This is a genomic window from Xanthomonas sp. DAR 35659 (assembly GCF_041242975.1).
Taxonomy (GTDB): Bacteria; Pseudomonadota; Gammaproteobacteria; order Xanthomonadales; family Xanthomonadaceae; genus Xanthomonas_A; species Xanthomonas_A medicagonis.
In genome coordinates, this window is sequence record NZ_CP162488.1 from 4,156,664 (window position 1) to 4,170,631 (window position 13,968).

Consider the following 13,968-nt stretch of genomic DNA (forward strand, 5'->3'; position numbering starts at 1 on the left):
TGTTCGCTTCACCGCGGCGCGCGAAGCTTTGGCAAACCGGAGCCACTGCATGCGCTACGCGATCGTCACCGAGACGTACCCCCCGGAGGTCAACGGCGTCGCGCTGACCGTGCAGGGGCTGGAACAGGGACTGCGCGCACGCGGCCACCAGGTCGATGTGGTGCGGCCACGCCAGGGCGGCGATCGCGACGACGACGATGCGCGCCTGGTGCGCGGCGCGGCGTTGCCGCGCTATCCCGGCCTGAAGTTCGGCCTGCCCGCGCCGCGGCGCCTGGCCCGGCTGTGGCAGGCGGCGCCGCCGGATGCGGTCTACATCGCCACCGAGGGCCCGCTCGGCTGGTCGGCGCTGCGCACCGCGCGGCGCCTGGGCATCCCGATCGCCACCGGCTTCCACACCCGCTTCGACGAATACCTGCCGCAGTACGGCGCCGCCTGGCTGCAATCGACCGCGCTGCGCTGGATGCGGCGCTTCCACAACCAGGCCGACGCGACCCTGGTGCCGACCCGCGAACTGCTCGGCTTCCTCGCCGGGCAGGGCTTCGAGCGGGTGCGCCTGCTGGCGCGCGCGGTGGACAGCCGCCAGTTCGAGCCGCAGCGGCGCGATGCGCGGTTGCGCCGCGAATGGGGCCTGGATGCGGACGGCTGCGCCGCGCTGTACGTCGGCCGCATCGCCTCGGAGAAGAACCTGCCGCTGGCGGTGCGCGCGTTCCGGCAACTGCAGCGGGTGCGGCCGGATGCGCGCTTCGTGTGGGTCGGCGACGGCCCGCTGCGCGAGCGCCTGGCGCAGGAAAACCCCGACTTCATCTTCTGCGGCGTGCAGCGCGGCGACGCGCTGGCGCGCCACTTCGCCAGTGGCGACCTGTTCCTGTTCCCCAGCCGCAGCGAGACCTTCGGCAACGTGACCCTGGAGGCGATGGCCAGCGGCGTGGCCACGGTCGCCTTCGACTACGGCGCGGCGCGCGAATACCTGCGCGACGGCGTCAACGGCGCGGCGGTGGCCGACGATGAGGACTTCGTCGCCGCGGCGGTGCGCCTGGCCGGCGACGATGCGCTGCGCCGGCAACTCGGCGAAGCCGCCTGCGCGGCGATGCAGCAGCTTCGCCCGGAACGGGTGGTGGCCGATTTCGATGCGCTACTGGGCGAACTGGCCTGCGCCAGGAGGACACATGTCGACGCGGCTTGAGATCCTGCACGGGCACGAGGCACGCTGGTGCCGGCTGGCCAACCACTGGTGCCGGCGGCGCTCGGTGCGGCGCTTCTTCGCGCTGGTCAGCCGGCTCGGCGACGGCGTGTTCTGGTACGCGCTGATGACCTTGCTGGTGCTCTGCGACGGCATGGACGGCGTATTCGCCTCCGCGCACATGGCCGCCACCGGCGTGGTCGCGCTGAGCCTGTACAAGGGCCTCAAGCGCTGGACGCGGCGCCCGCGCCCCTACGCGGCCGACCTGCGCATCCGCGCCTGGGTGGCGCCGCTGGACGAGTTCAGCTTCCCGTCCGGGCACACCCTGCACGCGGTCTCGTTCGGCATCGTCGCCCTCGCCTACTACCCGTGGCTGGCGCCGCTGCTGATCCCGTTCATCGCCTGCGTGGCGCTGTCGCGGGTGGTGCTGGGCCTGCACTATCCCAGCGACGTGCTCGCCGCCACCGGCATCGGCGCGTTGCTGGCCGGGGTGTCGTTGTGGGTGGCTTGAAGCCGGGAGTGGGGAATCGGGAATCGGGAATGGAAGTGCGGCGCCTTTTCCATTCCCCATTCCCCATTCCCAGCGCCATTACCCAGCGACGTGCTCGACACCACCGGCATCAGCGCGCTGCTGGCCGGGTGTCGCAGCGGGTGGCGTGAAGCCGGGAATGGAGAACCGGGACTAGGGAATGGAAGGCGCCGGCGCCTTTTTCCATTCCCGATTCCCCATTCCCCATTCCCAGCTCCACTACAATGCGTCAATGACGACATTGTTCATCTCCGACCTGCACCTGGATCCGGCGCGTCCGGCGATCACCGAGCTGTTCCTGGCGTTTCTGCGCGGCGACGCGCGCCAGGCCGAGGCGCTGTACATCCTCGGCGACCTGTTCGAGGCCTGGATCGGCGACGACACGCCGTCCGCGGCCGCCGATGCGGTGGCGCTGGAGCTGCATGCGCTGCATGAGGCCGGCGTGCCGGTGTCCTTCATGCACGGCAACCGCGACTTCCTGCTCGGCGCCGACTACGCGCGCCGCGCCGGCATGCGCCTGCTGCCCGATCCGTGCGTGATCGACCTGTACGGCGAGCCGACTTTGCTGCTGCATGGCGACCTGCTGTGCACCGACGACACCGCCTACCAGGCGTTCCGCGCGCAGACCCGCGACCCGGCGTTCCAGCAGCAGTTCCTTGCGCAGCCGCTGGCCGCGCGCATCGCCTACGCGCAACAGGCGCGCGCCGCCAGCCAGGCGCGCCAGGCGGAGATGAAACAGGGCGATCGCGCGCAATTCGAGACGGTCACCGACGTCGCCCCGGCCGAGGTCGCCGCCAGCTTCGCCCGCTACGGCGTGGCGCGCATGATCCATGGCCACACCCATCGCCCGGCGGTGCACACCCTGGACGTGAACGGCCGCGCCTGCACCCGCATCGTGCTCGGCGACTGGTACGAACAGGGCTCGGTGCTGCGCGTGGATGCGCAGGGCTTCCAACTGCAAAGCCTGTAGCCCGGACGTCTGTAGCGCGCATGCGCGGCGACGCGCACGCGCAATCGCGCGTTCGTCGCAGCGCTACATCTCCCACCATTCCCGTATCGGCGCAGCACGCGGCTCTGTGGAGCGCTAAGACAGGCCGCCGGCGCGTTGCTGTTGCCACTGCGCGTAGTCGACGAAATCGCCATCGACCACGTCGTACCAGCGGATCGCACCGGAACGCTCGACGCGGAAACGGTCGCGGACCGGCTCGGTCTGCGGGTCGCCCGGGCAGCCGTCGCCATGCTTCTCGCGCACCGCGATCTCGATCGCCGCCGGCGCGGGCGCCGCGTCCGCCTCCCCCTCGTCCTCGGCGGCGTAGCGCAGGCATTGCAAGTCGGGATAGGCGTGATCGGCGGCCAGGCGCGCCTGCAGCAGGTCCATCGCGCGGTGTTCGTCGAAGGCCGGTGCCGCCGGCGGAGCGGCCCGCGGCGCATCGGTCCTGGCGGGCGGCGACGGCGTATCCGTCTGCCGGTCCGGCGCGGGCCCGCAGCCCGTGCCCAGCATCGCCAGCAGTAGCGCCGCCGGCAGTCGCATGCATCTGAACATCGTCGATCCCGGGAAGTGGCCCGGCACCGGCCGCGCCGGCGCCGCTTCCCAGCATAGCCGACGCGGGCGCCGCCGCGCCCGCCCCGGTGTTGCACGACGCGTGGCGCCGGCCCGCGACCGGCGCCACGCGTCCGCGGACTCAGCGGAACCCGGCCACCGTCGCCTTGGTGTTGACCAGCACGCGCTGGTTGTCGGCGCTGCTGGCATTGCCCATCGGCACGCCGCCGTAGGAAATGTTCGGGTTGGACCAGTAGTTCAGGCGCGGACAACTGACGGAGCAGTTGTAGGCCATGATCGTGCGCCAGTTGTTGCCGTAGCGGTAGCCGTGGCCGTAGGCGTAGGGCGTGGTGCTGGAATCGGTGGCGATGTCGTGGCGCGCGCTCTGCAGGTGGCCGATCTCGTGGGCGAAGCTGTAGTAGCCGGTGGCGCAGTCCCAGTACACCGCGGCGAACGCGGTGGCCGCGGTCGAACCGATACCCGAGGCCAGGCCGCAGTACGCGCTGTTGTCGATGATCAGCACGCCGACGTCGGCGGCCACGCTGTTGCGCGTGGTGTGGATGCTGTCCATGTAGCCGTCGCTGGTGCCGCGGAAACGCGACAGGTCGGTGTTGAAGTCGCCGGACTCGGTATAGCTGGTGGTCTCGTAGCCGGCCAACTGCATGGTGATGCCGACGTTGCTGTTGGTATAGCCCTGGTTGGACTCGGCCACCGCCAGTTGCACCAGCGACTGCATGTTGCCGCCGTAGCTGTTGACCGCCTTGTTGGTCGCCACCACCAGCACGCGGATGGTCGCGGGCGAGCCGGACGAGGCGCCGGCGGCCGTGACCCGGTCGTCGGCCACCGCCTGCGGCATGCGGATGGTCGGCAGCAGCGCGTATTCGGCCGGATGCTCGGCCGGCATGCGGCTCTCGTCGACCTGGACCAGCACGTGGCCGCCGCCGGCGATGGGACGCAGATGGTACAGCGTGCCGTTGTTGCGGATGCTGCCGGTGATGGTGTCGCCGCTGCGCACCAGGATCGCCGAGTTCAGCGGATCCAGGCCGGAACGCGCGCGCGCCTTGGCCGCGGCGGCATTGCCGAGATTGCCGTACCAGATGCTGTTGCCGCCTTCCAACCGCTCGGTCTTCAGTTGCGTGGCGGTGACGCGCTGGCCCAGCAGGTCCAGCTCCAGTTGCGCCTGCGCGGCATCCACCGCGGCGGCGTCCACGCCCACGCGCTGCACGGCGCCGGTGGCGGGATTGGCCAGCACGCGGCTCAAGACGGGTTCGCCGGGAATGGCCTTGGAAATGTATTGGGCGCTCTGGAACAGGGGTTTTCCGGCCGCGGCGGCGGAACCGGCGAGACACAGGCCAAGCATCGCGGTAAGGCAGCAGATCGACTTCATGTCGTACTCCCATGGGTGGTGAGAAGAGACGCAGCGTCGTCCCTCGCACAGAAGGCGCCTGCACGGCGCGCGAGGGAGTTCGATTAGCCGCCCGCCCGGCGACCAGCGCAAGCGACAAATGCGCGGCGTCGCCACTCAGAGATGGGCATTCCAGAAGCGGCCGTGACCGTCGTCACCACGGGCCCGCGCTGCGTGTTGCGGATCGGCGCGATGGACGCCGTTGCCTGGCTTGGCAGAACGCCACGGCCCGCAATGACCACGGGCGACATGATGAGACGACGACGCTAGGGAACCGCGCCCAGCGCCTCAGCCGGCCTGCTGCTGCAGCGCCAGCAGTTCGTCCTCGTCGAAGCCGGCCAGCAAGCGCGCCTGCAGGTTGAACGGGCCGTGCAGATAGCCGCCGGCGTATTCGCGCAGCAACGCGGCGAAACGCGCGCGCGGCTCGATGCCGGCGCGCTCGCAATACCAGCGGTACCAGCGCGAGCCGGCGGCGACATGCGCCACTTCCTCGCGCAGGATCAGTTCCAGGATGTCGGCGGTGGCGTCGTCGCCGAGCGCGCGCAGTTTGACGATCATGCCCGGGGTCACGTCCAGCCCGCGCGCTTCCAGCACCCGCGGCACCAGCGCCATGCGCGCCAGGCCGTCGTGCGCGGTCTTCTCGCACATCTCCCACAGGCCGTTGTGCGCGTCGAAATCGCCGTAGTCGTGGCCCAGCGCGCGCAGCCGGTCGCGCAGCAGCACGAAATGGCGCGCTTCGTCGGCGGCCACCGCCACCCAGTCGGCATAGAACGCGTCGGGCAGGCCGCGGAAACGATAGACCGCATCCCAGGCCAGGTCGATGGCGTTGAGTTCGATGTGGGCGATGGCGTGGAGGAAGGCCGCGCGGCCCTCGGCGCTGCCCAGGCCGCGCCGCGGCAGCGCGCGCGGATGCACCAGCAACGGCCGCGGCGGACGTCCCGGCATGCGGATCGGCTCGGGTTCGCCAGCCCCGGCCGGCACGCGCAACGCGCCGGCGACAAATGCGGCGGCGTAGCGCTGGGTCAGCGCGACCTTGTCCTCGGGCGCGCTGGCGACCAGGCAGCGCTGCGCGGCGTGCAGCAGGTCCCCGCCGACACCGACGTCTGCGTCCATCCGTGCGCCCCGCAGCGCCGCGTCAGGCGCGGCGCTTCTTCTTCGCTTCGTCCGAGCGCAGTTGCATGATGCGCTCGAAGTAGCCGGGCTCGATGCCGGTGGTGTACTCGCCGTTGAAGCACGAGGAATCGAACGCCTTCAGTTCCGGATTGCCTTCGCGCACCGCGGTCTCCAGGTCTTCCAGGTCCTGGTAGATCAGCCAGTCGCAGCCGAGGAATTCCTGGACCTCCTGCTCGGTGCGGCCATGCGCGACCAGTTCGTCGGCGGCCGGCATGTCGATGCCGTAGATGTTCGGGTAGCGCACCGGCGGCGCGGCGCTGGCCAGGTACACCTTGCGCGCGCCGGCCTCGCGCGCCATCTGCACGATCTGGCGGCTGGTGGTGCCGCGCACGATCGAGTCGTCGACCAGCAGCACCACCCGGTTGCGGAATTCCAGGTGGATCGGATTGAGCTTGCGGCGCACCGACTTCACCCGCTCGCCCTGCCCCGGCATGATGAAGGTGCGGCCGACGTAGCGGTTCTTGACGAAGCCCTCGCGGTACTTCACCCCGAGCACGTTGGACATCTCCAGCGCGGCGTCGCGCGAGGTGTCCGGGATCGGGATGATGGTGTCGATGTCGTGGTCCGGGCGCAGGCGCAGGATCTTCTCGCCCAGCTTCATGCCCATGCGCATGCGCGCCTTGTGCACCGAGACGTTGTCGATCATCGAGTCCGGGCGCGCGAAGTACACGTACTCGAAGATGCACGGGGTGTGGTCGGTCGGCGAGGCGCAGACCTCGGAGAACAGTTCGCCGCGGCCGGTGATGACCAGCGCCTCGCCGGGGCGCACGTCGCGCACGCGGGTGAAGCCGAGGATGTCCAGCGCCGAGGACTCGGAGGCGACGATGTACTCGTCGCCCTCCACGCTTTCGCGCTTGCCCAGCACCAGCGGGCGGATGCCGTGCGGGTCGCGGAACGCGACCAGGCCCAGGCCCAGCACCACGCTGACCACCGCGTAGCCGCCCTTGCAGCGGCGGTGCACGCCGGCCACCGCGCGGATCGCCGCCTCCGGGGTCAGCATGCGCTGCGCGTCCAGCTCGTAGGCGAACACGTTCAGCAGCACTTCGCTGTCCGAATCGGTGTTGATGTTGCGCCGGTCCGCCTCGAACACCTGCTGGCGCAGCGCCTCGGTGTTGATCAGGTTGCCGTTGTGCGCCAGCGCGATGCCGTAGGGCGAGTTGACGTAGAACGGCTGCGCCTCGTCCATGCCCTCCGAGCCGGCGGTGGGGTAGCGGCAGTGGGCGATGCCGACGCGGCCTTCCAGCACGCCCATGCGCTTTTCGTCGAACACGTCGCGGACCAGGCCGTTGGCCTTCTGCACGCGCAGGCGGGTGCCGTCGGCGGTGGCGATGCCCGCCGCGTCCTGCCCGCGATGCTGCAGCACGGCCAGGCCGTCATACAGTTGCGCCGCGACATTCTGGTTGCCGACGATTCCGACGATGCCACACATGTGAACGCTCTCCGCGGCGCGGACGCCGCTATTGGGAAGGTGGCCGTGCCTGGCCGTTGGGTTCGACCCGTGCCGGGTCGTTCGCTGCCGGCCGCGCCTGCGCCGGGTCGATGTTCGCAGGCAGCACCTGCGCCGGATCGCCGCCGGGCTGCGCGGATTTGGCGCCGGGACGTCCCAGCGCCTTGGACATGACCTCCTGCAGGCCGCTGGCCGACAGGGCCTTGTCCAGGGCGGCATTATCGCCTGCCGCGGGCAAGTTGCCCAAATCCATGTTGTTCATCTGCGGCAGGTGCGTCATGTCCAGCTGCGGCATCTGCGGCATGCGCCAGTCCGGCAACTGCGCGCGCATCCAGTGCACGCCGGGGCTGAGCACCGGCAGCACCACCGACTGGCGCCAGGCCGGCTCGCGGGTCAGCGGGGTGAAGCTCATCAGCAGCACCAGCACCGCCGCGAAGAAACCGCCGCGCAGCGTGCCCAGGCCGAAGCCCAGCGCGCGGTCGGTGGCCGACAGCGCGGTGGCGCGCACCGCGGTGCGGATCACCATGCCGGTGATGCCGACCACCGCCATCGTCACCACGAAGGTCAGCGCATAGCCGCCCAGGTAGTAGCTCATGCTCGGACGCGCGCCGTCGGCCAGCCAGCGCCCGGCGTCGCCGCCGAACTGGAAGGTGGCCCAGCCGGCCAGCAGCCACGACAGGGTGCCGACCACGATGCCGACGAAGCCGCGCAGCGCGCCCAGCAAGGCCGAGACCAGGATCACCACCAGCAACACCATGTCGATCATGCGCGCCTCCCGCGGCCGCGCCGCGTCATGGCGGCATCGGCCCGCCGCGATTCCCGTCCCTGGTACATGCTTGCGACTCCGTGGGCCGGGGCCCGGTCAAGGGTGTGGACGTACCATACCGCTGATGCCGACCTTGGCGGCGACCTGCGCACGCAACTGCTCGGCCTCGGCGCGATTGGCGACCGGCCCGATCCGGACCCGGTTCAAGGCGCCCTTGTCGGTGCGCACCTGCTCGACGAACGCGCTGAAGCCGGCGGCGCGGGCCTTGTCGCGCAAGGCGTTGGCATCCTCGGCCCTGGCGAAGGCGCCCAACTGCACGGCGAAGCCGGTGCCGGCCGCGGCCGGGATCGCCGGCACGCTGGGCGCGGGCTTGGCCGCGGCCACCGGGGCCGGCGTGGCGGCCGGCTTGGCGGGTTCGGGCTTCGCCGGTTCCGGCTTCGGCGTCGCCGCAACCGCCGGCTTGGCCGCCGCCGGTGCCGGCTTGGCCGGCTCCGGCGGCAGGGTTTCGGTCTTGGCCGGGGTCGCGGCCGGCGCCGCGGCGGCCACCGCGGACGGGTTCGGCGCGTCCAGCGTCACCACCTGGGCATTGACGTCGTTGCGCACCTTCACCGCCTGCAGGCGCACCGATTCGGCCTGGGCGCGGTCGGCATAGGGCCCGATGCGCACGCGCCAAGCCTGGCGCCCGCCGATCGTGGCCGCCTCGCGGAAGCCCGGCAACTGCGCCTGCTTGAGCCGCGCGATCACCGCATCGGCATCGGCGGCGGTGGCATAGGCGCCGAAATTGACCGCGTAGTTGCCCGCGGCCACGGTCGGCGGCAACGGCTGCGCGGCGCTGGCGGCGCCATTGGCGGCGGCCGGCGCCGGCGTGGCCAGGTCGGCGGCATCGGGGTTGTCCTGCACCGGTGCCGGCGCGGCCGGCGCGCTGGCCATGCCCACGGCGCCGCCGCTGGGCGCGTCGCCAGGGGTCACCAGCGGCAGCTCGCGGGTCTGGAACTGGCCGTCGGCCGGCGCATCCGGAGCCTTCAGCGGGACATTGGCGACGCCGCTGTCGGGCGCGGGGCCCTTGACCAGCATCGGCAGGAAGATCACGGCGAGCGCCACCAGGACAAGGGCGCCAATCAGTCGCTGTTTCAGGACGGTATCCACGGAAAGCTTAGGGGGGCGGCATGGCGGAGTGCCGCCGCGATTATAAGGTCGGGCCGGCGGCGGGCGGGGTCAGCCGGCTGAATGCAGCCAGTGCAGCGCCTCGGCCGCGGTGTGGAACGAACCGAACACCAGCACCCGGTCGCCCGGCCGCGCCTGCGCCAATGCCTGCTGCAGCGCCCGCGCCACGTCGTCGGCGCGCGTCGCCGCGGCCACCTCGGTGCCGGCCAGGCGCGCCTGCAACTGCGCGGCGCTCTGCCCGCGCGCGCCGGACAGCCCGGCCAGATGCCAGGCCTGGACCTGCCCGGCCAGCGCCTGCACCACGCCGGCGGCGTCCTTGTCGGCCAGCGCGGCGAACACCGCACGGGTCTGGCCGGCGCAAGGCTGCGCCCGCAGCGCGGCCGCCAGCTCGCGCGCGGCCTGTGGGTTGTGGCCGACGTCGACCAGCACCTCCACCCCGTCGCGCGCGAACGGCTGCAGGCGCCCGCGCAGTCGCGCCGCGGCGATGCCCTCGGCGTAGGCGGTGCGCGGCAGGCCATTGCGCAGCGCGCGCAGCGCGGCGATGGCGGCCGCGGCGTTGGCGCGCTGCACCGGCGCGCGCAGGTGCGGCATCGGCAGTTCCAGTTCGGTGCCGACGTCGCGCCAGCGCCAGTGCTGGTCGTCGATCGGCTCGTGGAAGAAGTCGCTGCCGGCGCGGATCGCGTTGGCGCCGATCGCATAGGCGCGGCGCAGCACGCTCGACGGCGGATCGATCTCGCCCAGCACCAGCGGCTTCCATGGCCGCGCGATGCCGGCCTTCTCCGCGCCGATCGCCTCGCGGTCGGCGCCCAGCCAGTCGGTATGGTCGAGGTCGACGGTGGTGATCACCGCGACGTCGGCATCGACCAGGTTGACCGCGTCCAGGCGCCCGCCCAGGCCCACTTCCAGCACCGCCAGGTCCAGCCCGGCCTGCTCGAACAGCCACAGCGCGGCCAGCGTGCCGTACTCGAAATAGGTCAGCGGGGTGTCGCCGCGCGCGGCGTCCACCGCCTCGAAGCCGGCCACCAGTTGCGCGTCGCCGGCCTCCTCGCCGCCGATGCGCACGCGCTCGTTGTAGCGCAGCAGGTGCGGCGAGGTGTAGCTGCCCACCGCCCAGCCGCCGGCGCGCGCGATCGCCTCGACGAAGGCCACGGTCGAGCCCTTGCCGTTGGTGCCGCCGACCGTGATCACCTTCTTCGCCGGCCGGGTCAAGCCCATGCGCTCGGCCACCGCGCGCACGCGCTCCAGGCCCATCGCGATGTCCTGCGGGTGCTGCTGCTCGATGTAGGCGAGCCATTCGGGGAGCGACTTTTTCATCTGCGTATCTTCAGCCTTTCGATGAGGCATCGCTGGATCGCTCCATCGCCTCGTAAAAGCAACAGCTTTCGCGCTGACGCGCGAGTCACTTTTCTTTGCTTGTGCAAAGAAAAGTAACCAAAAGAAAGCACACCCGGGCGCCGCGCCCTCCGCGCTTCGCGCTCCGGGTGCGCACGTGGCCTGGGCATTTTTCGAAGGCACATCCATGTGCCTGCGAAAAACGGCGCGCATCGTGCGCGCCGCCCCTTCGGGGTATTCGCCCAGACCACGTGCCGCGGCTCACGGGACCCGAAAGCGAAAGCAACAGCAACAGCAACAGCAACAACAACAGCATGCGCTCGGCCGGGATTCGGGGCCACCACAACAAACGCGACTTCGCGAATTACAGAGCCCGATGCTTGGCTTCCCCAAAGAAAGGCGTGTGATGCGCGCAATCGTTCAGCCGCACCACTTCCAGATGTTCCACATCCGCACCTTCGAGCAGATTGAGCGTGGTCGGCGCCTGGCGGAAGCTCCACAGCTTGGCGATCGGCAGGCCCAGCACCCGGCACAGGATCACCCGGTTGACCGCATCGTGCGCCACCACCAGCAAGGTGTCGTGCTCGCCCAGCCCTTCCGCCGCGCGGGTCAGGCCGCGCCAGGAACGGTCCAGCACCTGGCGCAGCGATTCGCCGCCCGGCATCAGCACCGTGTCCGGCTCCTCGCGCCAGGCGCGCAGCCGCGCCGGATCCTTCTCGTTGATCTCGCTGGCCAGCAAACCCTCCCATTCGCCATGGGCGATTTCCTGCAGGTCCGGATCGGTCAGCAGCATCGCCTCGCGCTCGGCGCCCAGCGCATAACGGGCGGTGCTCTGCGCGCGCGACAGCGGCGAGGCCACCGCGCGGGTCAGCGGCACCTCGCGCAGGCGCGCGCCGAGCGCCTGCGCCTGCGCCTCGCCGACCGGCGACAACGGGATATCGATCTGGCCCTGGTAACGGCCTTCGGCGTTCCAGGGGGTTTCGCCGTGGCGGGCGAGCAGGATGCGCATGCTGCGGAATTCCGTTGGGGAGGGAGGCCCCGTCTCGCGAACGAAAACGGAGCGGCATGATACCCGCTCCGTTGCCGGAAACCCTCCAACCGCATCCCGCTCCGCCGCCGTGACACGGCCGCGGCGGCCACGGGCGAACGCAACGTGGCGGCCGCGCGCGCGGGCCGCCACGGCCTGCGTTCACTGCTTCAGGTTCAACTCCTTCAACAAGCGCGGTGCCGGCATCACTTCCTGCATGATCCAGTGCAGGTAGCGCGAGTCGACCGCGATCATCCGGGTCATCGCCGGGTCGAACACCCAGTTGGAGCTGACCGATTCCCAGTTGCCGTCGAACGCCAGGCCGACCAGCTTGCCCTGCGCATCCATGACCGGCGAGCCGGAATTGCCGCCGGTGATGTCCAGGTCGGACAGGAAGTTGACCGGCACCGTGCCCAGCCGCTTGTCCTCCAGCCCGCCGTAGCGCTTGGCCTTGGCCGCGTCCAGCAATGCCTTGGGCGAATCGAACGGATCGGCGCCGGTGTCCTTGGCGACCACGCCTTCCAGCGTGGTGAACGGGGTGTATTCCACGCCGTCCTTCGGCGCGTAGCCCTTGACGTTGCCGAAGGTGATGCGCAGCGAGGAATTGGCGTCTGGATAGACGAACTCGCCCTGGCTCTTCTTGTAGTCGGCCAGCGCCTGCAGGTAGCGCGGGCGCGCCAGCAGCTCCTCGCCTTCGCGGCGCTTCTCCTCGCGCTCGATCTGCAGCAGCGCCGGCATCAGCGCCACCGCGTAGCGAAGCGCCGGATCGTCGCTGGCCTCGAACGCGGCGCGGTCGGCACGCAGCCACTTCAGGCGCTCCTCGGTGCTGCCCAGCCTGGTGCCGGCCAGACGAGCGGCGGCGGCCTGCGCATCGGCGCCGGCCAGCCACTGGTCCAGCGCCGGCAGGCGCTGCGCGGCGGGCAGCTTCAGGTACTGGTCGAACCAGTAGCGCTGCAACTGGCTGTCCATCGCGGCGACGTAGCGGCGCTCCATCTGCTTCTGCGCGCCCTCGATCTCCGGCAGGTCGCGCTCCTGGTAGCCGGGTTCGCGCTCGGCGTCGGGCTTGGCGCGCTCGATCGCCAGCCGGTACAGCGACAGCGCGCTGCTTAGCACGCCGGTGCGGCGCATCTGCCGCAGGATCAGGTCGCGGTCACGGGTGGCCCTGGCCTGCGCGTCCAGCGCCAGCAGTCGCGCATGCGCCTGCAGCGCCGCCTTGCCCTCGCCGCCCTGGCGCTTGAGCCAAGCCAGCACCGCGCGCTCCTCGGCCTGCTTCTGCGCCGCCGCGTCGATGCGCTTGAAGCCCTGCAGCTGGCCTTCGTAGTTCTTGGCGACGTTGTTCCAGCTGGCCATGGTCGCCGCGTACTTCACCTGGATGTCCGGATCCTGCTTGCCGGCCTGCTCGACCAGCGCGATCAGGTCGCGGTACTGGCGGCCGGCGGTCGGATAGGCCCAGTTGGCGGTGGCGTCGAACTCGGAGGCCAGCGCGTAGCGGTTGGTGCGGCCCGGGTAGCCGGCCACCATCACGAAATCGCCGGCGCCCAGCGGCTGGTCGGCGAACTTCAGAAAGTGCCTGGGCTGGTACGGCACGTTGTCCTTGGCATAGGCGGCCGGCTTGCCGTCCTTGCCGACGTAGGCGCGGTAGAACGCGAAATCGCCGGTATGGCGCGGCCACATCCAGTTGTCGACATCGCCGCCGAACTTGCCGATGCCCGACGGCGGCGCATAGGCCAGGCGCACGTCACGGATCTCCAGGGTGCGGAACAGGCGGTAGGTGTTGCCGCCGGAGAAGCTGTACAGCTCGCAGCGGTAACCGGCTTCGGACTCGCAGGCCGCGACCTGCGCCTTGTCGAAGTCCTCCAGCGCCTGCGTGCGCTTGAGCGCATCGTTGCCGGCGGCGGCCATCGCCGCCTTGGCCTGCGCGGTGACGTCGGTGATGCGGTCGAGCACGTAGATGCGCGCGTTCGGGCCGGCGCTCAGTTCGGCGCCCTGGCTGGCGGCGCTGAAGCCGTCGCGGATCAGGTTCTTCTGCGGGGTCGAGTTAAGCTGGATCGCGCCGTACGCGCAGTGGTGGTTGGTCACCACCAGCCCCTGCGGCGAGACGAAGCTGGCGGTGCAGCCGCCCAGCGAGACCACCGCCCCCATCGGGTCGCCGGTCAGGTCGGCAAGCTGCTGCGGCGACAGCTTCAGCCCGGCCTGCTGCAGCGGGCCGGCGATGTCCGGCAATTGCTGCGGGACCCACATGCCTTCGCCGGCATGGGCGGATTGGGCACAGGCCAGGGTGGCGACAACGGCGACAGCCAGCAGATTCGAGCGCATCGAATGGATTCCTTCGCGACCAACGTTAGACGGACGTTAGATTGTAACGACTGTAACCGTTGCCGCGACCGTGACCATCGGCACCCCCG

General features: G+C 70.7%; 12 protein-coding genes. 3 read left to right on the plus strand and 9 right to left on the minus strand.

Going from position 1 to position 13,968, the window contains the following annotated elements; all coding sequences use genetic code 11:
- Positions 1 to 49: 49 nt before the first annotated feature.
- From AB3X07_RS17470 to lpxH, 3 genes are all read left to right on the plus strand, one after another.
- A complete protein-coding gene (locus tag AB3X07_RS17470; RefSeq protein ID WP_369939954.1) occupies positions 50 to 1,183 on the plus strand; it encodes a glycosyltransferase family 4 protein in 1,134 nt (377 codons plus the stop codon).
- Positions 1,167 to 1,691 (plus strand): phosphatase PAP2 family protein, encoded by a 525-nt coding sequence (locus tag AB3X07_RS17475; RefSeq protein ID WP_369939956.1) that lies wholly within the window; start codon positions 1,167 to 1,169, stop codon positions 1,689 to 1,691. The genes AB3X07_RS17470 and AB3X07_RS17475 overlap by 17 nt, the downstream gene beginning before the upstream one ends.
- 250 nt (positions 1,692 to 1,941) lie before the next feature.
- Positions 1,942 to 2,679, plus strand: a complete 738-nt coding sequence (gene lpxH, locus AB3X07_RS17480) for a UDP-2,3-diacylglucosamine diphosphatase (protein WP_369939958.1) — start codon at positions 1,942 to 1,944, stop codon at positions 2,677 to 2,679.
- Between the two features lie 114 nt (positions 2,680 to 2,793).
- Here the strand turns inward: lpxH and AB3X07_RS17485 are convergent, their stop codons facing one another.
- From AB3X07_RS17485 to AB3X07_RS17525, 9 genes are all read right to left on the minus strand, one after another.
- Positions 2,794 to 3,252, minus strand: a complete 459-nt coding sequence (locus AB3X07_RS17485) for a hypothetical protein (RefSeq protein ID WP_369939959.1) — start codon at positions 3,250 to 3,252, stop codon at positions 2,794 to 2,796.
- Between the two features lie 139 nt (positions 3,253 to 3,391).
- Positions 3,392 to 4,636: a zinc-dependent metalloprotease gene (locus AB3X07_RS17490; protein WP_369939961.1), complete on the minus strand. Its 1,245-nt coding sequence runs from the start codon at positions 4,634 to 4,636 to the stop codon at positions 3,392 to 3,394.
- Between the two features lie 306 nt (positions 4,637 to 4,942).
- Positions 4,943 to 5,767 (minus strand): ferritin-like domain-containing protein, encoded by an 825-nt coding sequence (locus AB3X07_RS17495; protein WP_369939963.1) that lies wholly within the window; start codon positions 5,765 to 5,767, stop codon positions 4,943 to 4,945.
- 22 nt (positions 5,768 to 5,789) lie between these two features.
- Positions 5,790 to 7,256: an amidophosphoribosyltransferase gene (purF, locus tag AB3X07_RS17500; protein ID WP_369939964.1), complete on the minus strand. Its 1,467-nt coding sequence runs from the start codon at positions 7,254 to 7,256 to the stop codon at positions 5,790 to 5,792.
- Between the two features lie 28 nt (positions 7,257 to 7,284).
- Positions 7,285 to 8,040 (minus strand): CvpA family protein, encoded by a 756-nt coding sequence (locus AB3X07_RS17505; RefSeq protein WP_369939966.1) that lies wholly within the window; start codon positions 8,038 to 8,040, stop codon positions 7,285 to 7,287.
- Between the two features lie 96 nt (positions 8,041 to 8,136).
- Entirely contained in the window at positions 8,137 to 9,186 is a 1,050-nt protein-coding gene (locus AB3X07_RS17510) for an SPOR domain-containing protein (RefSeq protein ID WP_369939967.1), read from the minus strand.
- A gap of 69 nt (positions 9,187 to 9,255) precedes the next feature.
- Entirely contained in the window at positions 9,256 to 10,518 is a 1,263-nt protein-coding gene (gene folC / locus AB3X07_RS17515) for a bifunctional tetrahydrofolate synthase/dihydrofolate synthase (protein WP_369939968.1), read from the minus strand.
- A 382-nt stretch (positions 10,519 to 10,900) separates the two neighbouring features.
- On the minus strand, positions 10,901 to 11,545 hold the full coding sequence (locus AB3X07_RS17520) for a histidine phosphatase family protein (RefSeq protein WP_369939969.1): 645 nt from the start codon (positions 11,543 to 11,545) through the stop codon (positions 10,901 to 10,903).
- Between the two features lie 180 nt (positions 11,546 to 11,725).
- A complete protein-coding gene (locus AB3X07_RS17525) occupies positions 11,726 to 13,879 on the minus strand; it encodes a S46 family peptidase (RefSeq protein ID WP_369939971.1) in 2,154 nt (717 codons plus the stop codon).
- Positions 13,880 to 13,968 lie beyond the last annotated feature (89 nt).

Excerpts from the sequence above, each read along its gene's own strand:
- lpxH (WP_369939958.1), top strand. The coding sequence starts at position 1,942 with ATGACGACATTGTTCATCTCCGACCTGCACCTGGATCCGGCGCGTCCG.
- folC (WP_369939968.1), bottom strand. The coding sequence starts at position 10,518 with ATGAAAAAGTCGCTCCCCGAATGGCTCGCCTACATCGAGCAGCAGCAC.
- purF (WP_369939964.1), bottom strand. The coding sequence starts at position 7,256 with ATGTGTGGCATCGTCGGAATCGTCGGCAACCAGAATGTCGCGGCGCAA.
- AB3X07_RS17495 (WP_369939963.1), bottom strand. The coding sequence starts at position 5,767 with ATGGACGCAGACGTCGGTGTCGGCGGGGACCTGCTGCACGCCGCGCAG.
- AB3X07_RS17520 (WP_369939969.1), bottom strand. The coding sequence starts at position 11,545 with ATGCGCATCCTGCTCGCCCGCCACGGCGAAACCCCCTGGAACGCCGAA.
- AB3X07_RS17490 (WP_369939961.1), bottom strand. The coding sequence starts at position 4,636 with ATGAAGTCGATCTGCTGCCTTACCGCGATGCTTGGCCTGTGTCTCGCC.
- AB3X07_RS17485 (WP_369939959.1), bottom strand. The coding sequence starts at position 3,252 with ATGTTCAGATGCATGCGACTGCCGGCGGCGCTACTGCTGGCGATGCTG.
- AB3X07_RS17505 (WP_369939966.1), bottom strand. The coding sequence starts at position 8,040 with ATGATCGACATGGTGTTGCTGGTGGTGATCCTGGTCTCGGCCTTGCTG.
- AB3X07_RS17470 (WP_369939954.1), top strand. The coding sequence starts at position 50 with ATGCGCTACGCGATCGTCACCGAGACGTACCCCCCGGAGGTCAACGGC.
- AB3X07_RS17475 (WP_369939956.1), top strand. The coding sequence starts at position 1,167 with ATGTCGACGCGGCTTGAGATCCTGCACGGGCACGAGGCACGCTGGTGC.
- AB3X07_RS17525 (WP_369939971.1), bottom strand. The coding sequence starts at position 13,879 with ATGCGCTCGAATCTGCTGGCTGTCGCCGTTGTCGCCACCCTGGCCTGT.